The sequence below is a fragment of the Alteriqipengyuania abyssalis genome, from assembly GCF_019857185.1.
In the GTDB taxonomy this organism is placed as follows: domain Bacteria; phylum Pseudomonadota; class Alphaproteobacteria; order Sphingomonadales; family Sphingomonadaceae; genus Alteriqipengyuania; species Alteriqipengyuania abyssalis.
Window position 1 is genome coordinate 620,969 of the sequence record NZ_JAHWXP010000002.1, and the last position, 24,998, is coordinate 645,966.

General features: G+C 66.9%; 24 protein-coding genes. 11 read left to right on the forward strand and 13 right to left on the reverse strand.

Annotation, left to right across the window (positions count from 1 at the left end; all coding sequences use genetic code 11):
- Positions 1 to 3: 3 nt before the first annotated feature.
- From KYN89_RS08160 to KYN89_RS08185, 6 genes are all read right to left on the reverse strand, one after another.
- Entirely contained in the window at positions 4 to 1,446 is a 1,443-nt protein-coding gene (locus tag KYN89_RS08160) for a sensor histidine kinase (RefSeq protein WP_222824606.1), read from the reverse strand.
- Between the two features lie 5 nt (positions 1,447 to 1,451).
- Positions 1,452 to 2,195 carry a response regulator gene (locus KYN89_RS08165; RefSeq protein ID WP_248285075.1) on the reverse strand — a complete coding sequence of 248 codons (744 nt, stop codon included), beginning with the start codon at positions 2,193 to 2,195 and terminating at the stop codon, positions 1,452 to 1,454.
- A 4-nt stretch (positions 2,196 to 2,199) separates the two neighbouring features.
- Positions 2,200 to 2,790 (reverse strand): EF-hand domain-containing protein, encoded by a 591-nt coding sequence (locus tag KYN89_RS08170; RefSeq protein ID WP_222824607.1) that lies wholly within the window; start codon positions 2,788 to 2,790, stop codon positions 2,200 to 2,202.
- A 213-nt stretch (positions 2,791 to 3,003) separates the two neighbouring features.
- Positions 3,004 to 3,402, reverse strand: a complete 399-nt coding sequence (locus KYN89_RS08175; RefSeq protein WP_222824608.1) for a cupin domain-containing protein — start codon at positions 3,400 to 3,402, stop codon at positions 3,004 to 3,006.
- Positions 3,395 to 3,793, reverse strand: a complete 399-nt coding sequence (locus tag KYN89_RS08180) for a VOC family protein (RefSeq protein WP_222824609.1) — start codon at positions 3,791 to 3,793, stop codon at positions 3,395 to 3,397. The genes KYN89_RS08175 and KYN89_RS08180 overlap by 8 nt, the downstream gene beginning before the upstream one ends.
- A gap of 72 nt (positions 3,794 to 3,865) precedes the next feature.
- Positions 3,866 to 5,710: an aminopeptidase P family protein gene (locus KYN89_RS08185; protein WP_222824610.1), complete on the reverse strand. Its 1,845-nt coding sequence runs from the start codon at positions 5,708 to 5,710 to the stop codon at positions 3,866 to 3,868.
- A gap of 112 nt (positions 5,711 to 5,822) precedes the next feature.
- Between KYN89_RS08185 and KYN89_RS08190 the strand changes: the two genes are divergently transcribed.
- The 6 genes from KYN89_RS08190 to KYN89_RS08215 all read left to right on the forward strand — a co-directional run bounded on the left by KYN89_RS08190 (position 5,823) and on the right by KYN89_RS08215 (position 12,700).
- The gene (locus KYN89_RS08190) at positions 5,823 to 7,994 is read left to right on the forward strand and encodes a S9 family peptidase (protein ID WP_222824611.1); all 2,172 of its coding nucleotides are present in this window, start codon (positions 5,823 to 5,825) and stop codon (positions 7,992 to 7,994) included.
- A 1-nt stretch (position 7,995) separates the two neighbouring features.
- Positions 7,996 to 9,396 carry a hypothetical protein gene (locus KYN89_RS08195; protein WP_222824612.1) on the forward strand — a complete coding sequence of 467 codons (1,401 nt, stop codon included), beginning with the start codon at positions 7,996 to 7,998 and terminating at the stop codon, positions 9,394 to 9,396.
- A 74-nt stretch (positions 9,397 to 9,470) separates the two neighbouring features.
- Positions 9,471 to 10,115 carry an HAD family hydrolase gene (locus KYN89_RS08200; RefSeq protein ID WP_222824613.1) on the forward strand — a complete coding sequence of 215 codons (645 nt, stop codon included), beginning with the start codon at positions 9,471 to 9,473 and terminating at the stop codon, positions 10,113 to 10,115.
- A gap of 10 nt (positions 10,116 to 10,125) precedes the next feature.
- A complete protein-coding gene (locus KYN89_RS08205) occupies positions 10,126 to 10,548 on the forward strand; it encodes an acyl-CoA thioesterase (RefSeq protein ID WP_222824614.1) in 423 nt (140 codons plus the stop codon).
- A gap of 112 nt (positions 10,549 to 10,660) precedes the next feature.
- On the forward strand, positions 10,661 to 11,440 hold the full coding sequence (locus KYN89_RS08210; protein WP_222824615.1) for a LytR/AlgR family response regulator transcription factor: 780 nt from the start codon (positions 10,661 to 10,663) through the stop codon (positions 11,438 to 11,440).
- Between the two features lie 75 nt (positions 11,441 to 11,515).
- Complete coding sequence (locus tag KYN89_RS08215) at positions 11,516 to 12,700, forward strand: serine hydrolase domain-containing protein (protein ID WP_222824616.1); 1,185 nt, start codon at positions 11,516 to 11,518, stop codon at positions 12,698 to 12,700.
- Between the two features lie 23 nt (positions 12,701 to 12,723).
- On the opposite strand, the gene KYN89_RS08220 is transcribed toward KYN89_RS08215, so the two are convergent.
- Both KYN89_RS08220 and ald read right to left on the reverse strand, forming a co-directional pair.
- Positions 12,724 to 13,707, reverse strand: a complete 984-nt coding sequence (locus KYN89_RS08220) for an oxidoreductase (RefSeq protein WP_222824617.1) — start codon at positions 13,705 to 13,707, stop codon at positions 12,724 to 12,726.
- 30 nt (positions 13,708 to 13,737) lie between these two features.
- On the reverse strand, positions 13,738 to 14,853 hold the full coding sequence (gene ald / locus KYN89_RS08225) for an alanine dehydrogenase (RefSeq protein ID WP_222824618.1): 1,116 nt from the start codon (positions 14,851 to 14,853) through the stop codon (positions 13,738 to 13,740).
- 195 nt (positions 14,854 to 15,048) lie between these two features.
- Here ald and KYN89_RS08230 point away from each other — a divergent pair, with 195 nt between their 5' ends.
- On the forward strand, positions 15,049 to 16,158 hold the full coding sequence (locus tag KYN89_RS08230; protein WP_222824619.1) for a substrate-binding domain-containing protein: 1,110 nt from the start codon (positions 15,049 to 15,051) through the stop codon (positions 16,156 to 16,158).
- Between the two features lie 83 nt (positions 16,159 to 16,241).
- Here the strand turns inward: KYN89_RS08230 and KYN89_RS08235 are convergent, their stop codons facing one another.
- Positions 16,242 to 17,054 (reverse strand): COG4705 family protein, encoded by an 813-nt coding sequence (locus tag KYN89_RS08235; RefSeq protein ID WP_248285076.1) that lies wholly within the window; start codon positions 17,052 to 17,054, stop codon positions 16,242 to 16,244.
- 126 nt (positions 17,055 to 17,180) lie between these two features.
- On the opposite strand from KYN89_RS08235, the gene KYN89_RS08240 reads away from it, so the two are divergent.
- Together KYN89_RS08240 and KYN89_RS08245 are read left to right on the forward strand one after the other, a co-directional pair.
- A complete protein-coding gene (locus tag KYN89_RS08240; RefSeq protein WP_248285077.1) occupies positions 17,181 to 17,750 on the forward strand; it encodes a helix-turn-helix transcriptional regulator in 570 nt (189 codons plus the stop codon).
- 4 nt (positions 17,751 to 17,754) lie between these two features.
- Positions 17,755 to 18,546, forward strand: coding sequence for a hypothetical protein (locus KYN89_RS08245; RefSeq protein ID WP_222824620.1), 792 nt, complete (start codon positions 17,755 to 17,757; stop codon positions 18,544 to 18,546).
- Between the two features lie 24 nt (positions 18,547 to 18,570).
- On the opposite strand, the gene KYN89_RS08250 is transcribed toward KYN89_RS08245, so the two are convergent.
- Entirely contained in the window at positions 18,571 to 19,005 is a 435-nt protein-coding gene (locus KYN89_RS08250) for a DUF983 domain-containing protein (protein ID WP_222824621.1), read from the reverse strand.
- A 225-nt stretch (positions 19,006 to 19,230) separates the two neighbouring features.
- Positions 19,231 to 19,938, reverse strand: a complete 708-nt coding sequence (locus KYN89_RS08255; protein WP_248285078.1) for a TetR/AcrR family transcriptional regulator — start codon at positions 19,936 to 19,938, stop codon at positions 19,231 to 19,233.
- A gap of 107 nt (positions 19,939 to 20,045) precedes the next feature.
- Between KYN89_RS08255 and KYN89_RS08260 the strand changes: the two genes are divergently transcribed.
- Together KYN89_RS08260 and KYN89_RS08265 are read left to right on the forward strand one after the other, a co-directional pair.
- Positions 20,046 to 20,921: an SDR family oxidoreductase gene (locus KYN89_RS08260; RefSeq protein WP_222824623.1), complete on the forward strand. Its 876-nt coding sequence runs from the start codon at positions 20,046 to 20,048 to the stop codon at positions 20,919 to 20,921.
- Between the two features lie 11 nt (positions 20,922 to 20,932).
- A complete protein-coding gene (locus KYN89_RS08265) occupies positions 20,933 to 21,817 on the forward strand; it encodes an oxidoreductase (protein ID WP_222824624.1) in 885 nt (294 codons plus the stop codon).
- Between the two features lie 175 nt (positions 21,818 to 21,992).
- Here KYN89_RS08265 and KYN89_RS08270 read toward each other — a convergent pair whose 3' ends face one another.
- On the reverse strand, positions 21,993 to 24,359 hold the full coding sequence (locus KYN89_RS08270; RefSeq protein WP_222824625.1) for an FtsK/SpoIIIE family DNA translocase: 2,367 nt from the start codon (positions 24,357 to 24,359) through the stop codon (positions 21,993 to 21,995).
- Positions 24,360 to 24,454: 95 nt separating this feature from the next.
- The gene (locus KYN89_RS08275) at positions 24,455 to 24,997 is read right to left on the reverse strand and encodes a thiamine phosphate synthase (RefSeq protein ID WP_222824626.1); all 543 of its coding nucleotides are present in this window, start codon (positions 24,995 to 24,997) and stop codon (positions 24,455 to 24,457) included.
- Between the last annotated feature and the right edge of the window lies 1 nt (position 24,998).

A 24,998-nucleotide genomic window follows, 5' to 3' on the forward strand; every position in this document is an offset into this window, starting at 1 on the left:
TACCTAACTAAGCGGCAGCCGCATCTCGGCGCGCAGGCCGCCCTGCGTGCGGTTGGCGAGCCGCAGCTCTCCGCCATGTTCGGCAAGGATCGCGCGGGTCAGCGTGAGGCCGAGCCCGGCACCGCCGGTCCCGCGATTGCGACTCGCCTCGCCCCGCCTGAAAGGCTCGAGCATCGCGGCCATGTCTTCCGGCGGGATGCCCGGGCCTTCGTCCTCCACCGCGATCACCGCAGCACTGCCCTCGCGGGTGAGCGAGACCTGCGCGGTGCCGCCGTAGCGCAGCGCATTCTCGATCAGGTTGCGAAGCGCGCGCCGCAGCCAGGTGACCTGCACCGGGGCGACGATCCGATCGGTGTGCGCGATGGCGACGGGCCGGTCCATGTCCTCGAACTCCTCGACCACGCTTTCGACCAGCGCGGCGAGCTGGGTCGCCTCAGGCGGGTCTTTCGCGCGTCCGATCCGCGCGAGCGAGAGGATATCGTCGAGCGAGCGGCGCAGATCCTCGATCGTCTCGGCCATCCGCGTGCGCTGGGTTTCGTCCGTAACCGATTCGATCCGCACCCGCAGAGCGGCGAGCGGCGTCTTGAGATCGTGCCCGATCGCGCCGAGCATCACATCCTTCTCGTTCAGCAGCGCGGCAATCCGGCTTTCGAGCAGGTTGTGCGCCGCGATCAGCCGGCTGACATCCTCCGGCCCACGTTCTGGGAGCGGTTCGCGTGCCTCGTGCGTGCGCGCGAAGCTCTCGACCCGCTCGGTCAGGCGGGCGAGCGGGCGGGTGATCCGGCGCAGCACCAGATAGGTCGCGGCGAGCAGCACCAGAAACAGCAGCACGGTCTGCGCCGCGATCAGCCACAGCACGCCCGCCTCCACCGGGGGGCGCAGCGCGCGCGCGACGATCCAGCGACTCTCGCCCGGCATGCGCAGCGCGGCGACCATCACCTCGCGCTCGCTCAGGCCATCGCGCCAGCGGGCGCGGAAGCGCGGGAATTCGTCCGCAAGCGAGGCGAGCAGCGTATCTTGTGCAACGGGGCGGATAGTGACCACGAGCGTCTCCGCAGCGACGCCCTGCCGTGCCAGTATCTCGCGCAGCTGCGCCTCCTCGCCCGCTGCGCACCGCTCCCCGGGCAGCAGTGGTGAAGCATCGGCAATCATGCCGGAGAGGCGCGGAGGAAGGCCGCGTCGCCGCTCGCCCCTGCCGCGCCCGATATCGATCCGTCCCTCAGGCTCTGCGCGCCGCAGCGCGCGGCGGATGTCGCGCGGCGAATCGGTTTCGCGGTTGACCATCCGCAGCAGGTGGAACGCGGCGGCATTGACGGTCGCCGCATCGCGCCGATCCTGCGCCGCGCGGTACAGTAGCAGGCCCGAAACCGCCTGCCCGATAAGCAGGGTGACCGCGATCGCAAGCAGGCTCTGGCCCAACAGGCTTTTCGGGAAGACGCGTGCCAATGGTTTCAGCCCGGCACCCGGGTGACATCGGCGGCGAAGCGATAGCCCCCGCCGCGCACGGTCTGGATGAAATGCGGCTGTTTGCTGTCGTCCTCGATCTTGCGGCGGAGGCGCGAAACTTGGTTGTCGACCGCGCGGTCGAACAGATGCGCCTCGCGCCCCTGCACCATGTCGAGCAGGCGATCACGATCGAGCACCGCGCGCGGGTGATCGAGAAAGGCGCGCAGCATGCGGAACTCGGCGGTCGAGATCGGGATCACCGCGCCGTCCGGATCGGTCAGTCGCTGCTTGAGCGGATCGAGCCGCCAGCCCTCGAACAGGTAATGCGCGTCCTCGCCCTCGTCCCCGGCAGCGGTGCGGCCCGCGCGGCGCAGGACCGAGCGAATCCGCGCGACCAGCTCGCGCGGCTCGAAGGGCTTGGTCACGTAATCGTCCGCGCCGATTTCCAGCCCGACGATCCGGTCGGTCGCCTCGCCCATCGCGGTTAGCAGGATGGTGGGCAGGTTCTGCGTTTCGATCAGGTGGCGGGTCAGCGAGAGGCCGTCCTCGCCCGGCATCATGATATCGACCAGCGCGAGGTCGGCCTTCTTCTCGCGCAAAATGCTGCGCGCGCTCGCTGCGCTGTCCGCCTCAAGCACCACGAACCCCTGACCGACGAGATAGTCGACCAGGGGTTCGCGCAAGGTGCGCTCGTCATCGACGAGCAGGATGGTGACGGCCGTGTCGGCTGCGTGCGCGGCCATCGTCATCGGGTTACTGGCCTGCACGCTCGGCACGGCGCGCTTCGCGGCGCTCGGCCATCTGGGCGCGCATCGCTTCACGCGCGGCCTTGCGTTCGGCCTGGGTCACGGTGCCGTCGCTGTTCGCATCGGCGCGGTCGAACCGGGCCAGCGCATGGGCCTGGAACTCCTGCAGCGTCAGGCGACCATCGCCATTGGTGTCGGCCTTGGCCATCATGCCGCCGCCGCGATGCCAGCCGCGCATCCCGCGATGATGCTTGCCACGCCCGCGACGTTCACCCGCATCGGCGCTCTGTCCGCGTTCGGCCATCCGCTGGGCGCGCCGTTCCTGGCGAGCTTCGCGGGCAGAATCGCGTTCGGCCTTGCTGATCGCGCCGTTGCCGTCGGTATCGAGGCGCGCGATCCGCTGTTCGCGGCGCAGCTCATGGTCGGCGAGATCGAGCACGCCGTCCTTGTTCAGGTCCATCTTCTGGAAGCGCTCGGCGGCTTTCTGGGAGACTTCGGCGCGGGTCATCGGGCCGGGGCTGCGGTCGCCGGGTTGGGCCAGCGCGGCGGTGCCCGCCAGCAGCGAAATGCCTGCGAGGGCGAGAATGGGGGTTTTCATCGGGGGTGCTCCTGTTGGTGGAAGAGCTGCGAGACGGGCAGGGGGTTGGGGAGATCGAAAACCCGCCTCGCAGCTCATGACACCTCTTCTACCCGCGCATTGTCGCGCGGGTTTGCCACGAACCGGCGTCTTTGTAACGGATTGTCGCAGGATCGGTGCCCCGTTCACCCGGGTGCAATGGAGCGGGGCGGGAGCCCGGGTCTCGCAGGGCATTCAGCGCGGGCGGTGCTGCGTGCCCTCGCCAGCGGTGATGAACAGTGCGGTCGCTTCCGCCTCGACATCGGCGGTGTGCCACACGCCCGGCGGGTTGATCGCATAGTCGCCGGGGCCGAGCGTCACTTGCTCCACACGCCCGTCGGGATGTTCCTGCGTGAGCGTGATCGAACCTGCGGTGCACACCACGAGTTCGTCGCCTTTCGGATGCATTTCCCAGCTGTCCCAGCTTTCGGAAAAGCTGTGCAGCGAGACCAGCCGCCCTTCGGCGCCGTCGCTCGCATTGCGCTGTCCGTAATCCTCGTACCAGTCCATGCCGGTAAAGGCCGGCTGCGCCACCGCGGTCGCGCCGAGGCCGAGGTGGACCGGGTGTTCGGCCAGCCTGCGCGCCCTAGCCATCGGCGGGTGACATGCAGAAGGCGTTGAGCTTGTTGCCGTCGCGGTCGCGGAAATAGGCGGCGTAGAACACCAGTCCGTTCTCGTCCGCATCGCCGCGCGGGCCGGGTGCGCCCTCGTCGGTGCCGCCATTGGCCAGCGCGATCTCGTGCAGGCGGCGGACCTGTTCCTTATCCTTCGCCTCGAAGGCGACCATCGTGCCGTTGCCGACGGTCGCCGTGTTGCCGTCGTAGGGCTTGGTCAGCGCCACGCCTGCTGCGCCGCCCGGCTCGCCCCACGCGATGAAGCTGTCGAAGTCCATCATCCGCCCCACGCCCATCTCCTTCGCGATGGCATCGTAGAAGGGCGCATTGCCCTGCAGGTCGTTGGTGCCCAGCGTGACGTAACCGATCATCGTCCTGTCTCCCGAGTAGCGACCCTCAGAGTTGGAACATTACAAGAACAAATGCCGATTCGCAAGCCGGCTTCAGAGCGGCTGGGTGTGCCGCTCCAGCCAGTCGGCCGCCCGCTCGTCGCCGGTCTCGGCGACGCGCTGCTTGAGAATTTCGCGGCAGCAGGCGTGGTAGTGGTCGACCCAGTCGCGTTCTTCGGGAGTCAGCAGGTCGATGTCGATCAGCGCGCGGTCGATTGGCACCCAGGTCAGGTTCTCGAACCCGAACCACGTGCCCTCGTCCGCGTTCTCGATCGCGCGCTCCTCGATCAGGACGAGGTTCTCGATCCGGATGCCGTACTCGCCCGCCTTGTAGTAGCCCGGCTCGTTCGAGCAGATCATGCCCGCGGCGAGGGGTTCCATCGTGCCGCCCTGCGATCCGGTGGTCTTGGCGATCCGCTGCGGGCCTTCGTGCACGCCGAGCGCGCTGCCGACGCCGTGGCCGGTGCCGTGCGCATAGTCGCAGCCCGCTTCCCACAGATGCATGCGCGCCAGCGTATCGAGCTGGCCGCCGGTGGTGCCTTCGGGGAAGACCGCGCGCGCGATGGAGATATGGCCCTTGAGCACGCGGGTGAAGCGGTCCTTCATTTCCGCGCTCGGCTCGGCCTTGCCGTCGGCGCTGCCGACCCACACGGTGCGGGTGATGTCGGTCGTCCCCGCGCGCTCGTCGCCGATATACTGGCCGCCCGAATCGCACAGGAAGATGCTGCCCGGAGGGATGGTGATGTTGCTGTCCTCGTCCACCTTGTAGTGCGGCAGCGCGGCGTGGCCTGCGGCGGCCGAAATGGTGTCGAACGAGGTGTCCTTCAGCCCGCCGTCCACGCTGCGGAATTCGAGCAGCTTGGCTGCCGCCGTCAGTTCGTCGACCTCGCCCGAAGGCGCTTCGGCCTCGATCCAGGCGAGGAAGCGGGAGACTGCCGCACCGTCGCGCGCCTGCGCATCGCGATGGCCGTCGATCTCGGCCTCGTTCTTGATCGCGCGCGGCAAAATGGTGGGATCGCGCGTCTCGACCACCTTCGCGCCGCCCTCTTCGAGCGCCTGCGCGATCGCTGCCACGCCATATTCGGGATCAAGCGCGATCCGCTTGCCTTCGAACGAACCCAGCGCGCTCTCGAACTCGCTGCGTGGACGGATGGTCACCGCATTGCCGAGGTGCTGCTTGAGCTCGGGCCCGACCTTGTTCTCGTCGATGAAGAGCTGCGCCGTGCCGTCCTGCTGAACGAGCGCGAAGGCCATGGTCACCGGCGTGTGCGCGATGTCGCCGCCGCGGATGTTGAACGCCCAGCCGACCGAATCGAGCGCGCTCAGCACCACGCCGTCGAGCTTTTCCTCGCCCAGCCAGTCGGCGATCGCGGCACGCTTTTCCTGCGCATTGCGGCCGGCATGCGTGTCCGTATGCACGCGCGCCTCGGCATCGCTTTGCGCGGGTTGGTCCTGCCACACGGCGTCGATCGGGTTGCCGTCGACCGGGACCAGCTTCGCGCCGACCTTCTCCAGCGCAGCGCTGGTCGAGCGGACCCAGCCCGGCGTCGCGAGCCATGCGTCGTAGCCGATCTTCGCGCCTTCACCGGCATTCTCGGCGAGCCAGTTCGCCGGATTGTCCTTGGGCACGCCGCGATATTCGAACAGGCGTTCTTCCACCTGGTCGCGCACCTGAACGGTGTAGCGCCCGTCGACGAAGATCGCCGCCTTGTCGAGGAGGACCGCCGCGCTGCCAGCGGAGCCGCCGAAGCCGGTCAGCCAGCGCAGTCGCTGCGCATCCTCGCCGACATATTCGCTCATGTGCGCATCGGCGATCGGCACGAAGAATCCGTCCAGACCCCGCCGCTTGAGTTCCTCGCGCAGGGCGGAGAGTCGGGCTTCGTGGGTCTGCATCAGCATTTTGTCGATCCTGTGGTTCTAGTGTCTGGCTCTGCCCCCGATCTGGGGTCATACCCCAGCAACGCAAGGCTTTCAAAGCCGTGAGCCATCGCGCACAGGGGGACCGACATCAATGAGCAAGCTTTTCACCGCCGCAATCGCCTTGACCGCGCTCTCCCTGCCGGTCGGCGCAGTGGCGCAATCCAACGGAGCCGACACCAGCGTGAGCGATAATTCGAGCGAACAGGCGCCGACCTCTCCCCCCGTTGCGGAGCGGCGCGATTACAGTTTTACCACCCACGGGATCACCCTCACCGATCCCTATCACTGGCTGAAGGACCCGTCCTACCCCACCGTCGATGACGAGGACGTGCTTGCCTACGTGAAGGCGGAGAATGCGTGGTTCGAGGCGCAGATGGCCCCGCATCAGGCGCTGGTGGATGAGCTGTTCGAGGAGATGAAGGGCCGCATCAAGGAAGACGATTCCACGGTGCCGCAGAAGGATGGCGACTGGCTCTACTGGTCCGAATTCGAAGAGGGCAAGGAATACCGCCTGCACTACCGCAAGCCGGTTGGCGGAGGCGAAGCACAGCTGCTGCTGGACGAGAACCAGCTGGCGGAAGGCAAGGACTATTTCCGTCTCGGCTCGTTCTCGATCAGCAAGGATGCGCGCTTCCTTGCCTATTCCGCCGACGACAATGGGTCCGAACGCTACACCGCGCGGATCAAGGATCTCGCGACGGGTGAACTGCTGCCCGACGAGCTGACCAACCTGCGCGGCGGTCTGACCTGGGTCGCGAACGACAGCGCGCTCGTCTACGGCCCGTCGACCGAAGAATGGCGCACGCTGGAGGCCAAGCTCCATGTGATCGGCACGCCGGTTGCGAGCGATGTGACGCTCTACAAGGAAGCCGATGAAAGCTTCAGTGTCGGCACCGGGCTGAGCGCGCAGGAAGACTGGCTGGTCATCGCGACCGGCGACAACGAGACGAGCGAAATCCGCCTGGTCAGCGCCGACAATCCGACCGGCGGACAAATCCTGGTCAGACCGCGCCAGAAGGGCGTGGAGTACGACGTCGACGTGCGCGACGGCACGCTGTTCGTCCACACCAACGATAATCACATCAACTTTCGCCTCGCGACCGCCACGCTCGCAGCGCCAAGCGAGTGGACCACGCTGATCGAAGGCTCGGACGATTTCTACCTGACCGATTTCGAGCTGTTCAAGGATTTCTACGTCACCGAAGGGCGGCTCGCCGGGCTCGATCAGATCCAGCTGCGCGCCTACGACGACGCGGACGACATGACCCCAATTCGCTTCCCCGAGGCGAGCTTCGTCGCGGGTCTGTCGAACAATCCCGAATACGACGTGCAGAAGCTGCGCCTGTCGTACCAGAGCATGGTCACGCCCGGTTCGGTCTACGACTACGATGTGAAGACCGGTGCACTCGAACTGCTCAAGCAGCAGGAAATCCCGAGCGGCTACGACGCAACGCTCTACAAGACCGAGCGGCTCACGATCACCGCGCGCGACGGCACGCAGGTGCCGGTCAGCGTGGTGATGCGCAAGGACAGGCCGATGGGCGGCCCGCTGCACCTGTATGCCTATGGCGCCTATGGTTATGCGGTGCCGCCGGGCTTCTCGACCAGCCGCCTCAGCCTGGTCGATCGCGGCATGGCCTACGCCATCGCGCATATCCGCGGCGGTGACGATCTGGGCCGCCGCTGGTACCTGCAGGGCAAGCTGAACGAGCGGACCAACACGTTCGAAGACTTCGTCGACGTGGCCAAGGGCCTGATCGACGCGGGCTACACCGAAAAGGGCAAGATCAGCGCCAGCGGCGGCAGCGCCGGGGGCGAGCTGATGGGCGTGGTGGTAAACACCGATCCCGACCTGTGGGGCGCGGTGGTCGCCGATGTGCCCTTCGTCGACGTGCTCAACACCATGCTCGACAAGGATCTGCCGCTCACGCCCGGCGAATGGCCCGAATGGGGCAACCCGATCGAGAGCAAGCAGGCATTTGCCTACATGCTCAGCTACAGCCCCTACGATCAGGTGGTGGCGCAGGATTACCCGCCGCTCATGGTCACCGCCGGCCTCAACGATCCGCGCGTCACCTACTGGGAGCCCGCCAAGTGGGTCGCCAAGCTGCGCGCGACCAAGACCGATACCAACGCGCTGCTGCTCAAGACCAACATGGGCGCAGGACACGGCGGCAAGTCCGGCCGCTTCGCCTCGCTGTACGAAACGGCGGAGGAATTCGCCTTCATCCTGACGCAGATGGGCGTGGTCGAGGGCGAGTAACATGACGCGGCTGCTGGTTGTCGTCGGCGCGCTGATCGCGCTGCTGTTTCCTGCCGTCAGCTCTGCGCAGGAGGTGTCCGACGAAGCGCCCGTGCGCGTCGAGGTGCTGCACGACGCGGACGGCTGGAGTGCGACGTTCCATTTCCCGCGCGATGCGCAGGGCTGGGCCTTCCCCCGCTCCAACCGCGCGCGGCGGCAGGACACGGGCTGGCGCGAGTTGAGCTGGACGGTCGCGACCGACGGCGTCTCGCTCCAGCGGATCGACGAGACCGACGTGCTGCTGGCCGATGATGGCGGGGCGCTGCCGCAAGAGGTGACCGTGCGCTTCGTGCCCTTCGCCGACGATCTGATGGCCGATTACGACCCCGCGCTGCAGTTCACCGACGGCACGCTGGCGCTGTTTACCGGCCACTTTTCGGTCATGCCGTGGCTGCGCGATACGCAGGAGATGGCCGAAGACGGGCCGGTCGTGGAGATGATCTTCCGCGATGCGGATGGCCCGCTGCTTTACCAGGGCCTGCCCTACGACAGCGCGACCACGCGCGACGATTCCACCTACGTGGTCTTCGGCGATCCGCAGCCGATCAGCACCGATCACCTGACCGCAATCATCGACCCGCAGACGCCCGCCTGGCTGCGCCGCGAGATGCTCGACTTCCTGCCGCAGACCTTCGCGATCTATGCCGACCGGCTGGGCGAGCGGGCGGGCGGCGGCAAGCCCATGGTGCTGTCCAGCTGGGCAGGGCCGACCCCCGAGCTGTACAGCCAGGGCGGCAGCGTGCTTCCGGGCCTGCTGACCGTACGGCTGGAGGGCGAGGGGCTGGTCAATGAGAGCACGCAGGCCCTGCAGGGGATGCGCTGGTTCATCGCCCACGAAGGCGCGCATTTCTGGCTCGGCCAGACGGTCGGATACGAAACCGACGCTGATGCCTGGATCATGGAGGGCGGTGCGGACCTGCTCGCCTTCCGGCTGATCGAGCGGATCGACCCCGATTACGACGCCGGCACGACGCTCGCGAACAAATGGCAGACCTGCCTCGCGCTGTCGGTCGACAAGCCGCTGGCCGGAGCGAGTGAGCGCCGCGATTACGACGCCAATTACGCCTGCGGCACAGTGCTCGGCATGATCGCCGAAGGCGCGGCGCAGAAGAATGGCGGGCGCGATTTCTTCGATTTCATCGCCGCACTGGTCGCCGCCAACCGCGAGGATGCGGGCGGCGACGGTGTCGTCTCGGTCGACGACTGGCTCGGCCAGCTGGTCGCGGAGAGTGGCGATGAGGAGCTGGCGGCGCAGGTGAAGGCCTTCGTCTATCAGGGCACCGAGGATCCGCAGGGCGATCTGTGCGCAATGCTCGCCCGCGTGGACCGCGCAGATCCGGGATGCGCGGCGGTGGCCCACTGAGCGGTGGATCGGCGCGCGCCGCGCTTCTATGGGACCGGCTGAGACCAGAACCCTCCAGCCTCAGCGAGCCCCTCATGACCCAGCGCACCACGCCCATCCGCAACGTCGTCTTCGATGTTGGCAACGTGATCGTCCGGTGGGAGCCGCAGACGATCGTCGAGCTCGCCTTCGGTCACGATCTGCCCGCCGGGATCACCAGCCAGGACCTGTTCGGCGGCGACATCTTCCGCGCGCTCAACCGCGGCGCGATGAGCCTGACCGAGACGCAGCGCATGTTCGGTGAACGCCACGGCTTCGACCGCAAGACCTGCGACCGGCTGGTCTCCGCGCTGTTCGAAAGCCTCGTGCTGATCGAGGAGACACCCAGGCTGATGCGCCGCCTCAAGGCGAGCGGCTACGGCATCTACGCGATCACCGACAATGTGCACGAAATCGTCGCCTACCTGCGCGGGCGCTACGACTTCTGGCCGCTGTTCGATGGCGCATGCGTTTCCGCCGATCACTCCACGCTCAAACCCGATCCGCGCATGTATACCTGGCTGACCGAGACCTACGATCTGGTGCCGGAGGAATGCGTGTTCTTCGACGACCTGCCCAAGAACGTGGCAGGCGCGAAGGCGGTGGGGATGGAAAGCTTCGTGTTCACCACCACCGCGCAGGCGGAAGCGGACCTGCGCAGCATCGGCGTCGACCCGGACGCCAGGCTGGAGGCCGCATGAGGAGGATGGCGTGAGCGACGAGACTTCCGAAAATAGCTGGGCCTTCGAGCGCGACTACACCGCCGCGCCTGAGCACATCGACGAACTCGGCCATGTGAACAATGCCGAGTGGGTCCGCTGGATTCAGGACATCGCGGTGTCGCACTGGCACGCGGTCGCGCCCGACGAACACCGCGAGAAATACATCTGGGTCGTGACCCGACACGAGATCGATTATCGCGGCAACATCCGCGAAGGCGAGGTCGCGCACGGCAGCACCCGCGTTTCGGGCAAACCGCGCGGCGCGCAGTTCGACCGCGAGGTGCAGTTCGTGGACGATGCAGGCAAGGTGCTCGTCTCCGCGCTCACCCGCTGGGCGATGCTCGATGCCCAAACCTTGCGTCCCGCGCGCGTTACCGCGGAAATCGCGGCGCCGTTCATGGCGGGTCGCTGATTCATCCCCTGCGCTCGACTCGGTTGAATTGAGGCGCATGCGTTTCGGGATTGCGCGGCACCTGTGAACCGCAATCCATTGCCTCACCGTTCCGCAAGGCTATCACGGTCGCATGATCGACACCCGCGCGTTTCCCGCGCTGAGCGCGCTTGGAATTTTCGCGATCTACGCGATCACGATGACGATCGCGGCGGGCCTAGACGCCCGACACCTCTATTCCGCAGCGGTCAATGTCGCGGCGCTGTTTGCCTGCTTCGCCATCGCGTCGGCGATACTCGACGCTCTTGCACCCGCGCGGCGACAACTGGCGGTGCGCATGGTGGCACACGTGATCCTCGCGATCCTGTTCACCTTCGGCTGGTACGCCCTCGTCCTCGCCGGATTTGCGATCGGCGGCGGCTGGCTCAGAGACGGCGTGGCGGCGCGGGCCTTTACCGAGAACACGATGGTCTGGCAGCTCCATTACGGCGCGATGATGTATGGGATGCTGATCCTGTATCGCGCGTGGAGGGCGGAACGCGATGCGCGATCGATCGCGTCGCGTTCGCCCGATTCGGAGTCCGACGCCGAGGCCGAGCACCTCCTCCTGCGTCAGGGCAACGAGATGGTCCGCATTTCGCCCGACGAGATCGTCAGGATATCCGGCGCGGGCGATTATGCGGAGATCGTGACGCGAAGCGCGCGCTTCATGTCCACCAAGTCGCTCGACCATTTCGAAGAGACTCTTTCGCCCGAACTCCTTCGCGTCCACCGCTCGCATCTCGTCCGCCTCGGTGCGATCGAACGGACCGAGCCGGCGGGCAACGGGCGTCTGCAAATCCATCTTGCGAATCGGGATACGGTGACCACCAGCCGTGACGGGGGCAAGCGTCTGCGCGCACTGGTGCGTTAGGATCGTTCACCGGCGGCCAGGGTCTCTTCACGGAAAAATGGGAAGATTGCGGGCCGCAAGGGGCAGGGATGGGGGGTGAACAAATTCATTCCCGGAACCGCAGGTTCGCTGCTCGTCCTCCTCGGCGCATCCCTCATGTCGGCGGGCTGCGCCACGCCGTCTCCACCCGGTGGAGTTCCTGTCGGCGAAGTCGATGCCGGGATGCGCGCCCAGCGAGAGGCCCTCGAACGCGTCCTTGCCGAGCATCGCCCGCAGGCGGCCGCGATCGGCATCATCAAAGACGGCCATCTCTATCGCGAATACTATTTCGGGCAGGAGCGCGAAGGGGTTGCCGTGAATGCGGCCAGCCGGTTCGAGGTCGCCTCGGTCTCCAAGATGATCGCCTCAGAAACCTTCCTGCGGATGGTCGCGGCCGGCGACGCATCGCTCGACATGAAGCTCGCCGATTACTGGACCGACCCCGATCTTGCCGGAGACCCCCGGCTCCAGATGCTCACCGCCCGCCATGTGCTGACCCACAAGACGGGCTTTCCCAACTGGCGCTTCTTCCGGGCCGACGGGAAGCTGGCGTTCGAAGCCGATCCGGGCGCCCGCTACGGCTATTCCGGCGAGGGGTTTCAGTATCTCTTCCGGGCGCTCGAACGTAAGACCGGCCTCACCTACCCGCAGATGGTCGAGCGTTATCTGCTGGTGCCGCTGGGCATCGACGACGCGGTCGTGGGCTTCGAAGAGCAGGTCGGCCCGGCGATGGTCTGGAACCGCACGCCGGAGGGCGAATGGCTGCGGCCCGATTGCCGCCCCGGGTTCTGCTGGCCCGCAGGCGACTGGTCAGCAGCCGGTGGCCTCAAGATCTCACTGGAAGATTTGGCGCGGATCCTGATTTCGGTCGGTTCCGCAGATGGCTACGATGACGCGCTGGCCGAAGAGCGCGACCGGATCGTTACCGACCGCGGAACCGAGGCAGTTGTCGATTGCACGCTGGCACCGACCCAATGCCCGCTCGCACAGGGTTACGGCCTTGGCATGCTCCGCGTCGATGGCCCACAGTCTCACTGGATCGGGCACGAGGGCGGCGACTGGTCGCAATTGACGCTGGCGGTGATCGACCGGACCGACGGCGATGGGATCGTTGTCCTGCTGGCCGGGCCGATGGAACAAGACGTCGGCCTGATGAGCGATCTTCTCGAGCTTATCGACCCCGACAATCCCTGGACCGTGCGGTTTGCCCAGTGGCAGGCGCAGATCGCCGCGGATCGATAGGCGTCCCATCCTTTGATGTCTGGCTACGCGCCGTCGACCATCTCCTCGCTCATCGCCCACAGGCGCTCGGCGCTGGCTTCGTCGACCGCGTAGGTCTGCACCTTGTCGAACCGGCTGGGCTCGTCCGCGTCGGCCAGTGCGGCGATGTCGCAGTCCTCGCAATACTCGCCGCCGCGTGTCCGCAGCGCAGGGCTGGTCGCGGCCCACAGCGTGGTCGAGGCGCCCTGCGTCGGGGTCTTGAACATCTTCGCCGCGCGTTCGGACGGTTCGCCATCCTCGTTCATCCAGCCCATTGCGACCATCTCCTCCGTGTCGAGGTGGCGTTGTAGCGGGGTCATGATCCCGCCGGGATGGACCGAGAACGCGCGTCCGCCGTGCTCGGCCAGCCGCGTGTTCATGCCCACGGCAAACAGCGCGTCGGCGGTCTTCGCCTGGCCGTAGGCCTGCCACTTGTCGTATTCGCCCTCGTTCCAGTGCGGATCGTCCCAGCGAATATCCGAGAGTTTGTGACCGGTGGAGGACAGCGCGACCACGCGCACGTCGCTGCCGGGCAGAGCGGCAGTCTTGACCAGCAGCGGCATCAGCGCCTGTGCCAGCGCGAAGTGACCGAGGTGATTGACCCCGAACTGCTGCTCCCATCCGGGGCCGACGCGGGTGAGTGGGCAGGCCATGATCCCGGCATTGTTGATCAGCAGGTCGAGCCGGTTGTGCTGCGCCATGAACTCGGCAGCGAAGGCGCGCACCGTGGCGACCTCGGCGAGGTCCATCGCCATGATGGTGACGTCGCCAGCCACATCGGAGAGGTTGCCCACCGCCTTGGCATGGTCGCGCGCGGGCACGATCACTCTCGCGCCCGCCCCGGCGAGCCCGCGCACGGTCTCGCCCCCTATGCCCGAATAGCCGCCGGTAACGATCGCGACCTTGCCGGAGAGATCGATGCCGTCCAGCACCTCCTGCGGTTCACTCGTCCGGCCGAAGCCCGAATTCACCGGTTGCTGGATGCCCATCGTCTCTCTCCCGCTCAGGTCATTGTCGTGTCAGGCAAGCGCCTTTTCGACCGGAACATATTCGTATCCTAGGTCTTCGGCCACCGCCTTGTAGGTGACCTTGCCGTCCCACACGTTGAGCCCTTCCGCGAGGTGCGGATTTGCGCGCATCGCGGCCTTCCAGCCGTTGTCCGCAATCTGCAGCGCGTGGGGCAGGGTCACGTTGTTGAGCGCATAGGTGCTGGTGCGCGCGACCGCGCCCGGCATGTTGGCGACGCAGTAGTGGACGATGTCGTCGACCACATAGGTCGGGTTGTCGTGGGTGGTCGCCTGGCTGGTTTCGAAGCAGCCGCCCTGGTCGATCGCGACATCGACCAGCACCGCGCCCTTCTGCATGTCGCGCAGCATCTCGCGGGTGACGAGCTTGGGCGCAGCCGCGCCGGGGATCAGCACCGCGCCGATCACCAGATCCGCCTCGCACACGGCGTCATGCAGGTTGGCGGCGTTGGAGAAGCGCGTCTTGGCGCGGGTTTCGAAATGGGTGCCGACCCGCTCCAGCACTTCGGGATCGCGGTCGAGGATGGTCACGTCCGCGCCGACGCCCGCGGCCATCTGCGCCGCGTTGAAGCCGACCACGCCGCCGCCGATCACCACGACCTTGCCCGGCATCACGCCCGGCACGCCGCCCAGCAGCACGCCGCGCCCGCCATGTGCTTTCTCGAGCGCGGTGGCCCCTGCCTGCACGCTCATCCGCCCGGCCACCTGGCTCATCGGCTTCAGGAGCGGGAGCGAGCGGTTGGGCCCGGTGACCGTTTCGTAAGCGATCGCGGTGACGCCCGCATCGACCAGATCGACCGTCTGTTCGCGGTCGGGCGCGAGGTGCAGGTAGGTATAGAGGATCTGGCCTTCGCGCAGCTTCTTGCGCTCGACCGCCTGGGGTTCCTTCACCTTCACCACCATCTCGCACTCGGCGAAGATCGGGTCGGGCCCGTCGACGATCCGCGCACCGGCGGCCTTGTACTCCGCGTCGGTCGCGTCGATGCCGAGGCCGGCACCGCTTTCGATCCACACTTCGTGGCCGTGGCGCGCCAGCTCGCCGGCGCTTTCAGGGGTCAGCCCGACCCGGTATTCGTGGTTCTTGATTTCCTTCGGGCATCCGATGCGCATGAGTGAGAAAAGCCTTTTTTCCGTTACGTCGCGCTCGTTAGGTTGGCGCGCGGTCCACGGCAAGGCAAAGCGGGCAGGCGCGCGACGGGACGAGGATGAGCGATCGCCACCGGGGTGGTCATATGAGTGTCACACTTGCACTCTAGCCGTCCCGGCTCTGCAGGCCTTACCAATTTGAGAGAAAGGCGTTTCCCAATGAAAATCACGCATGTTCTGGCGATGGCGGCGGCTGCCGGCCTGATGCTGACCGGGTGCGACAGCGGCGGCGGCACCCGCGAATCGATCCGCGCGGTCGGATCCTCCACCGTCTATCCCTTCGCCAAGCTGGTGTCGGAGAGCTTCTCGCGCGCCAATCCCGGCATGCGTTCGCCGCTGATCGAATCGACCGGTAGCGGCGGCGGCATCGCGCTGTTCTGCAAGGGCGTGGGCGCGGATACGCCCGACATGGCCAATGCCTCGCGCCGGATGAAGGTCAGCGAGTTCGAAACCTGCCAGTCGAACGGCGTGAACGAGATTACGGAGATTCAGGTCGGGCTCGACGGGATCGCCTTTGCCAGCGCGCAGGGCGGGATCATGATGAACCTGACGCCGGAAATCGTGTACAAGGCGCTCGCCGCCAATCCTTACGGCAAGGAACAGACCAGCCAGACCTGGGCCGATGTCGACCCCTCGCTGCCCGCGACCCCGATCCTGGTCTACGGCCCGCCGTCGACCAGCGGCACGCGCGATGCGCTGAAGGAACTGGTCCTGACCGCGGGTTGCGAAACCGACCCGGCGATGAAAGCCCTGAAGGACAGCGACGAGGACGCGTTCGAGCGGACCTGCACCGAGGTCCGCAGCGACGGCAAATATGTCGACCAGGGCGAGCAGGACAATCTGATCGTCCAGAAGATCCAGGGCAACAAGAACGCCGTGGGCATCTTCGGCTATTCCTACCTCGAAGAGAACGAGGGCAAGGTGCAGGGCCTGCCGATGAACGGGGTCGAGCCGACCTACGACAACATCGCGAGCTTCAAGTACCCGGGCGCGCGCCCGCTCTACATCTACGTCAAGCTGGCCCACCTGCAGGCGATTCCGGGTCTTCAGGCCTATCTCGACCAGTGGATGGACATGTGGAGCAAGGATGGTCCGCTGGCCAAGATCGGCCTCGTCGCGCTGCCTGCCGGCACGATGGAAGAAATGGCCAGCCGCATCAAACAGCACCCCAAGCTGACCGCCGCCGATCTCGAGAACGACAGCGTGCTCGAGGCGGAGCGGGCCGAGGCGCAGACCGCCAACGGCACGCCGGGCGAAGCGGCCGAGTAAGGCCCACCGCCACCACGGCTAACACAAAGGCCGCCCGCTCCTGTCGAGCGTGGCGGCCTTTTCGTGTGCCTTGGCGCGACGGGTCAGCTCGCCAGCCGCTCCTGCTGCGTGACCGTCTCGGGCCGCTGCGGCAGCAGCGTTACCAGCAGCACGATCGCCGCGGCGAGCACGGCCGATGCCGCCAGCCTGCTCAGTTCGAGGCCGCCATGCGCCACCGGCTTGTCGAGGAAATCGCCGACCACAGCGCCCAGCGGGCGGGTCAGGATGAAGGCCGACCAGAACAGCAGCGGCTTGGAGATGCGCGTGGTGTAGTGCGCCAGTGCCACCAGCGCGAGCGCGCCGCCGAAGATACCCGCCGCGCCGAGATAGCCCAGCGGCCCGTCCGCGACCCAGTCGCCCAGCGCGGTGCCCAGCGTTTGCGAGAAGGTGATCGTGATCCAGTAGAACAGCTCCGCCTCGCGGGTATGGACCGAGGCCGCCGAAATCCCGCCGAGCGTCCGGTGCCACGCGATCAGGGACAGGACGACCAGCGAGAACAGCAGGATCGATCCGCCCGGGTATCCGATGCCGAGCGATCGCGTCGCGAAGTCCGCCAGCGTCGTGCCTGCGGTGGTCGAGGCGATGATCGTCGCCCAGTAGAGCCAGGGGTGGAACCGTCGGGCGCGGATCTGGAAGAAGGCCAAGATCGCGAGCGCTGCTCCGAAGATCGCGGTGCCGACAACATAGCCGTTCAGACCGGATTGTCCGGCGCTGACCGAGGTTTCGCCCAGCCAGCTCATGCTCACGGTGTCGCCCGCCGTCTCTCCCAGAGTGGTCGCGAGGATCTTGATGATCCAGAACCCCAGGGTGACCGCGGGCACCTTCGCCGCGGTTTCGATCATTGCGTCTCGCGTCATCTCGCCATCTCCATCTGCCCGGCCCGCTTTCGTGCCGTGGCGACAGGTTGGACGGCGGCGCGCCCTAATCTATAAGCACGCGCTTATGCGGCGCTGTTCCCGCGTGTGCTTAGGAGTGTTGCAACCTTGCCCCAGACCCCGCGACAGGCCACGCGATCGGGACGAAACCAGCGCCGGGCCGCGCTCGCCGCCTCCGCCTTCGTGGCGTTGCAGGGGATCGCCGCGCTCTATTTCCTCGGCGACGGGATCGACGACATCGCGGCGCAGATGCGTTCGGGCATCGGCGTCGAACCGATCATGGAATGCATCATCGCTATCGCCCTGCTGGCGGGCACCATCCTCGGCGCGCGCTACACGCAGCGCCTGCTGGCCGATGCGCGGCGCAGCGAGCAGGCATTGGGCATGGCGCGCGGCGCGATGGCGCAGCTGATCGAATTGCGCTTCGCCGAATGGAACCTGACCCGCTCGGAAGGCGAGGTCGCGCTGTTCGCGATCAAGGGCAGCACGATTCCCGACATAGCCCGCCTGCGCGGCAGTGCCGAGGGTACGGTGCGATCGCAGCTGAGCCAGGTCTATGCCAAGGCCGGGGTCGCCAACCAGACCATGCTGCTGGCACTGTTCATCGACGACCTGATAGATCCGCTTGCAATGCCCGGCGAACGCGGGTTCACAGATTCGAAACAGCAGAGCGTGTGACATAATGGAACCCAGCGAAACCCGGATCGAAGGCCATCCGGCCGTCGTCCTTGCCGTGATCCTCGCGGCGCTTCTCCAGTTTCTCACCACCTCGCTGCCAGCGCTGGGGATCGGCGATCCGATCGGCTCGCAGTCGAACGCGGTCCGCACGCTGATCACGCCTGCGGGCTGGGCATTCTCGATCTGGGGGCCGCTGTTCGCGGGGACGATCATCTTCGCGATCTATCAGGCGCGGCCCTCGCAGCGGACGAACGCGCTGTTGTTGCGCATACGCCTGCCTGCGGCGGGTGCCTTTCTCGGCAATGCGGTCTGGGCGCTCTACACCCAGGGCTTCGGGCTGGCGGTGCTTTCGGTGGCGATCATCGCCGCCACGCTCGCCTGCCTGATCGCGATCTACCGCGTGTTCGCCCGTTGGGAGCCGAAGTTTTCGACCGGCGAGCGCTGGCTCGCGGTCCTGCCATTGAGCGCGCTGGCCGCGTGGCTGACTGCCGCAACCATCGTCAACATTGCCGCCACGCTGCTGTTCTACGGCGTCGATGGCGGAGAGGCCGCGCCGCTGATTTCGGCGCTGGTGGTGCTGACCGGCGGGATCATCGCCTGTCTCGCGCTCGTCAGGGGGCGGGGCAATCCGTTCTACGCGATCGTGTTCCTGTGGGCGCTTTCGGCGATCTACGCCGCGGGCGGACAGCGCGCGGAGCCGGTTGCCATCGCGACGGGTGTCGCGGCGGTGCTGGTGATTGCCGGCGTGGCGATCGGCCTGCGATCGGCCGGCCTCAGGCGCTGGTTCGGCGGTTGAGCGCGCGGGCGGGGCGCGTGCCGCTCAGTCGCGGCGCTGGCCGTGCTTCTGCTCGTCCTCGCGCGCGTGCATTTCCGCCCACAGCTTCTCCGTCCCCGCCTCGACCGAGCGGTTCACATATTGCGAGGCGACCAGCCAGCCCTTGATCGGGCGCAGCGGCAGCAGGCAGCCGAGGCTTATCAGCGGCACCGCGATGATCAGCAGCAGCCATATCGGGGGCTCCAGCGCCACCTGCACCCAGACCATCAGGAAGACCAGCGGAAAGGCGACGAAGCACAGCGAGAAGAACGCAGGCCCATCGTCGGGCGAGGCGAAGCGGTAATCGAGCCCGCACACGTCGCACCTGTCGCTGACCTTGAGCCACGACTTGAACATCTTGCCCTTGCCGCACCGCGGGCAAAGCCCCTTCCAGCCGGACTTGAACACCCATGCGGCATGTTCGTTGATCTCGAGTTTCATCTCTCGCCTCCCGGCGCTTCCGCGCCGATCCTGTGCAAGTGGGGTGGGACTTGATGCCGGGCGATGCAGGTTTCGCGCGCAGAGCGCAATTGCGATGAAGGCTACGCGGGTTGCACGGAGGGCATGTGTGAGGGGCACTCAGCTTGCCAGCGGCCGCTCCTCTGGCTCACGTTCTGCACCCACATGACGCGTCAATCTCGTGGTTTTGCGCCGCGAGGATATTCCTCAGCGTTCTATCAGCCGCTCCAGCCATTCGCGCAGCAGCGATTTTTCCGCCGTCGAAAGCCCGGCGGTGTCATCAAGGTGCGCACGCAGGGCGATGGCGTGCGGCACCGGGCCGGATGCTTGCGAAGCTGCCGTCTCGTCCACGATCGCAGCAATGGCCGCATCGCGGGCGAGGCTGAGCATCTGCTCGTCCCGTTCGGCCGGTGGCAGGGCCAGAAACGTGGTCACGATGCCGACCGCGGACGCATGGATGAGTGCGACGGCCCGCTCTTCCGCGACACGAAGCCGGCCCGCCCGCGCGATCTGCGCCACGCGGCGTCGCAAAGCTGCCAGCCCGGCCAGCGACGCGGGCGACTGCGCCAAAGGTGAGCCGATCTCGTTCATGATCGCGAATACGTCCGGATTCTCGAGCCCGAAGGCGACGTAGCGGCTCCACCCCTGCCGCAAGTCCTCGACCGGATCGGGATGCGGCGGATGCGCTTCCTTTTCCGCCACGAACCGCGCCAGCCGGTCTTGCGCCACCGCGTCGAGCAGCCCGCGCTTGTCGCCGAATATGCGGTAGAGCGTGGGCGGCTGGATCGACGCTTTCGCCGCGACCGCGCGCGTCGTGAGTGCCGCGGTTCCGCCGCTCGCAATCAGCTCGGCAGCGGCGTCGAGCACTGCCCGCCTGGTGTCCGTATCGGTAGCGGTGTCGGTGGCTTCGTCCATCGTCATGGCCAATCATTATCGACGATACGGGAACAATGATAGCGTCGATTGCGTATGCCTGTTATCACTGATAACAAACAGGTCATATCAGCGGAAGGAGCGCAGCCATGATCCTCGTCACAGGCGCCAATGGTCACCTTGGTCGCGGTATCGTCGAACATCTTTCGGACCGCATGGGACCGGCGCAGATCATTGCCGCTTCGCGCGAGCCGGGGGCGCTCTCGCCACCCGATGGGGTCGCCGTGCGGCGCGCGGACTTCGCCGATCCGGCCAGTCTGCCCGGCGCTTTCGCGGGGATCGAGCGGATCGAGATCGTCTCGGTCGACAAGCTCGGAGAGGAGGCGCGCGCATTGCACCGCAATGCGATCACTGCGGCCAGCGACGCGGGAGTCGAACGCATTTTCTACACCTCCCATGCCGGCGCGCGCGAGGGATCGCCGTTTCCGCCCGCCGACCAGCACGCCGGGAGCGAGGCGGACCTCGAGGCGAGCGGCACGCCGTTCACGGCGCTGCGGCATGGCTTCTATGCCGAGAGCTGTCTCCAGATGATCGGCGAAGATCTGAAGCGCGGCGAATTGCGCGTGCCCGAGGATGGCCCGGTCTGCTGGACCGCGCGCGACGATCTGGCAGGGGTGGACGCGGCGCTCTTGGCGGGCGAGGCGACCTTCGACGGGGCAACCCCGCCGCTGACGGCATCGCGCGCTTGGACCATGAGCGAGATTGCCGAACTCGCCTCGCAAATCACGGGCCGCGAGATTCGCCATACCGTCGTTTCGGACGCGGAATGGAAAGCGGCGAAGGTCGCTGCCGGCGTGCCCGAGCACTACGCCGAAATGCTGCTGGGCACATTCCGCGCCTCTCGCCGGGGCGATTTCACCACGGTCGATCCGACGCTCGAAACCCTCCTCGGCCGCAAACCCACACCGCTGCGCGACGTGCTCGCGGCCGCACTGGCTCCGGCTCCCCACACCAATCAGGAATAAAGGAACTGCCAATGCTTACGACAGACAACGCCGTCGCCAATTCGGGCACATTCGCCTTGGGCCACCGCACCGTCCACCGGATGGGCTACGGCGCGATGCAGCTTGCGGGACCGCATGTGTTCGGCCCGCCGAAGGACCGCAAGGGCGCGATCGCCGTGCTGCGCGAAGCACTCGCGCTCGGCATCGACCATATCGATACGAGCGATTTTTACGGCCCGCACCACACCAACCGCGTGATCCGCGATGCGCTTGCGCCCGTTCCGGATGATCTGACGATCGTGACCAAACTGGGTGCGCTCCGCGACGACGAGGGGGCGTGGATTTCGGCGATGGAGCCGCAGGAACTGATTGATGCGGTCGAAAGCAATTGCGACAACCTCGGGATCGAGCGGATCGAGATTGCAAACCTGCGTCTGATGTTCGGCGGCGGCGACGCGGGGCCTACCCCCGGTGATGTGAGGCCGATGCTCGAACCGCTCATCGCGCTGAAGGAACGGGGCCGGATCGGCGCGCTGGGGATCAGCAACGCCCTGCCCGAACAGGTCGAAGCGGCGCGTTCGATGACCGAGATCGTGTGCGTGCAGAACATGTACAATCTCGCCAATCGCGGCGACGATGATCTGATCGACCATCTTGCGAGCGAGGGCATTGCCTATGTCCCGTTCTTCCCGCTCGGTGGGTTCGATCCCCTGCAGTCGGAAGCGCTGGAAAGCGTGGCACAGGGTCTGGACGCAACCCCGATGCAGGTCGCGCTCGCCTGGCTGCTGCAGCGCTCGCCCAATATCCTGCTGATTCCGGGCACGAGTTCGGTCGAACACCTGCGGCAGAACGTGGCTGCGGCCAATCTCGCTCTGCCGGAAGAGGCTGTCGCGCGGCTCGACGGGATCGGGGGCTGACCGACTGCGGCGTGCGCGTTTACGCCGCTCGGTCGCATGACGTGCGCGCTGTCCTACACGCTCCCGCGGCGCTAGCCTGAGCGCGGTTCTTTCACACTGTCGATCCTTCGCCGGAATCTCGCCTCACACGGGGCGAGATTTTCTCCCCCAGGACAGTGTGTCAGGTGTGTCAGCGCTAGAGCGGGTTACCGTCCTTGTCGCGGTAGACGTCGCGGCGGCCGACGTGATTGGCGGGGCCGACCAGGCCTTCGCTCTCCATCCGCTCGATCCACTTGGCGGCGGTGTTGTAGCCCACGCCCATCTGGCGCTGGAGCCAGCTGCCGCTCGCCTTCTGGTTCTCGAACACGACCTGGCATGCCTGCCGGTACTTGCGCTCTTCGGGATTGTCGCTCGCGGTCAGTTCGTCCTCGAAGGCGAAGCCGCCGCCGCCGTCCATCGGTTCTTCGGTGACCGCGTCGACATAGGCAGGCGAGCCCTGCTGGCGCCAGTGCTCGGCCACGGCCTCCACTTCCTCGTCGCTCACGAACGGGCCGTGGACGCGGGTCAGGTTGCCGATATTGGGCTTGAACAGCATGTCGCCCTTGCCCAGCAGCGTTTCCGCGCCCTGTTCGCCCAGGATGGTGCGGCTGTCGATCCGGCTGGTGACCTTGAAGCTGATCCGGGTGGGCAGGTTGGCCTTGATGACGCCGGTGATGACGTCCACCGAAGGGCGCTGCGTCGCCATGATCAGGTGGATGCCCGCCGCGCGGCTCTTCTGCGTCAGGCGACGGATCAGGATCTCGATGTCCTTGCCGACCACCGCCATCAGGTCGGCAAGTTCGTCCACGATCACCACGATCAGCGGCAGCTCTTCGTAATCGAGCTCCTTCTCCTCGACGATCTCCTCGCCGGTTTCGGGATCGTAGCCGACCTGTACGCGCCGCCCCAATGGCTCGCCCTTGGCCTTGGCCGCGCGGACGCGTTCGTTGAAGCCGGTCAGGTTGCGCGCGCCGACCTCGCTCATCTTGCGATAGCGCTGCTCCATCTCCTCGATCGTCCACTTCAAGGCGCGGATGGTCTTCTCCGGCTCGGTGACGACGGGCGAGAGGAGGTGCGGAATATCCTCGTAGCTCTTGAGCTCCAGCACCTTGGGATCGACCATGATCAGGCGGCACTCGGCGGGCGTGAAGCGGTAGAGCAGCGAGAGGATGATCGTGTTGAGGCCGACCGATTTACCGCTGCCCGTGGTCCCCGCGACCAGCAGGTGCGGCATCGCGGCAAGGTCTGCGATCACGGGTTCGCCCGCGATGTCCTTGCCCAGGATGATCGGCAGGTCGCCCGGCGCATCGACGAAGTCGGCGCAGGCGGCCAGCTCCTTGAAGCCGACCATCTGGCGTTCGGCATTGGGCAGTTCGATGCCCATCACGGTCTTGCCTGGCACCGTGCTGACGCGCGCGGAAACCGCGCTCATGTTGCGGGCGATGTCTTCCGACAGGCCGATCACGCGCGCGGCCTTGGTGCCGGGCGCGGGCTCCAGCTCGTACATCGTCACCACCGGGCCGGTGCGCACGGCGGTGACTTCGCCCTTCACGTTGAAGTCGTCGAGCACCGATTCGAGCAGCCGCGCATTGCGCTCCAGCGCCTGCCGGTCGAGCGGGACCACATTGGCCTCCCCTCGGTCGGACAGCAGTTCGAGGCTGGGCAGGTCGAACGCGGCGAACATGTCCTTCTGCCGCGTGATCGCGTGGCCATCGGCCTTGCGCGGGGCGACCTTGGGGTCGACGATCCTAGGCGCGCGGCGGGCTGCGGCAGGCTCGGCAGCAGGCTCTTCCATCGCGGGTTCGTCGACCGGGGCGCGCTTCGCCGTGCGCCGCTCAGGCTTGGGTCTGGCCGGAGCAGGCTCCGCCCGCTCGCGCTGCGTCCGGCGGGGCAGGCTGGGCAGGGTCAGCAGCCCGCGCCAGTCGATCGCGAAGACCCGCGCAACCAGCGTCGTCCCAATGGCCAGCAAGACCAGTGCGACGGCCAGGATCAGCCAGCCTGCCGCCGGCCCGACCAGCCGCGTCGCGATCCCCTCGGTCAGAGTCGCGCCGAGCAGCCCGGTCAGTCCGCCTGCCCCCGCAGGCAGCGCGATCGCTGCATCGGCGAAGGTCAGCGCGGCCACCGTGGAGAGCAGCGTCATCGCCAGCAGGAGCGCGGCGGCCGGGCGCCACCAGCGCGTGTGCCGCTCGACCGTCTCGTCGTCGCTCGCCGCACGCCACAGCCCGCGCGCGCCGATATAGAGCAGCGGCAGGGCGAGCACGCTGATCCAGCCGAACAGGAACAGCGCACGTTCCGCCGCCCATGCTCCGGCAGTGCCCATCCAGTTGCCGATCGGCCCGTCTGGCGCGGCGGCGGTGGAGGGGCTGGGGTCGGTCTGGGTGTAGCTGATCAGCGACAGCGCGAGGAACAGCATCGCGCCCAGCAGGATCACCGCGCCGGTCATCTGCAGCGCGCGCTTGACCGAGTGGCGCAGCGCGTCGCGCCAGTCGACCTGTTCGGTCGTAACGAGTGCCTTGCTGGCCATTGCGAAGTCTCCCGAGGGAAGGGCGGGGGGAATACAGGAACGCATCATGAATCCTCGGCTGGTGCCGGGTCAAGGCTTTTGGGCCGCGGCGAGCCTCAGGAAAGCCCGTCGATCGCCGCCCAGCGCACGACGCCAAGGTCGCGGGCGCGCTCTGCCGTCATCCCGCCCAGCGCGACAACGGGCACTGACGTGCGCCGCGCGAGATCGTGGAAGCCCTCCGGACCCAATGCGGGTGCGCCGGGGTGGCTGCGCGTGGCGAACACGGGGGAGATCATGACGGCGTGCGCATCTGCGGCCCCGGCAGCGGCAAGCTCGGCGGCATCATGCGCGGTCGTGACGCGCAGCATGTCCGCAGCATCGCCGAGCCTGTCGGGCGGGCCGTAGACACCATCCGCATCCCACGCACGCGCCTCCGACGCGCGGTCCGACAGGATCAGGCGCAGGCCTTTGCTGCGGCAAATGCTGCGCAGCATTTCGAACCGCTCCCGCCGCGCCACGCTGCCCAGATGATAGTGCCGGAAGACGAGCGCGGAGCCTTCCGGCAGGCGCGCCAGGGCATCTTCCAGCACGGCGTCGTTGCGGGCATCTGACATCAGCCACAGACGTGGCAGTTCTTCGGGTCGGGGCTGGATCGGCATC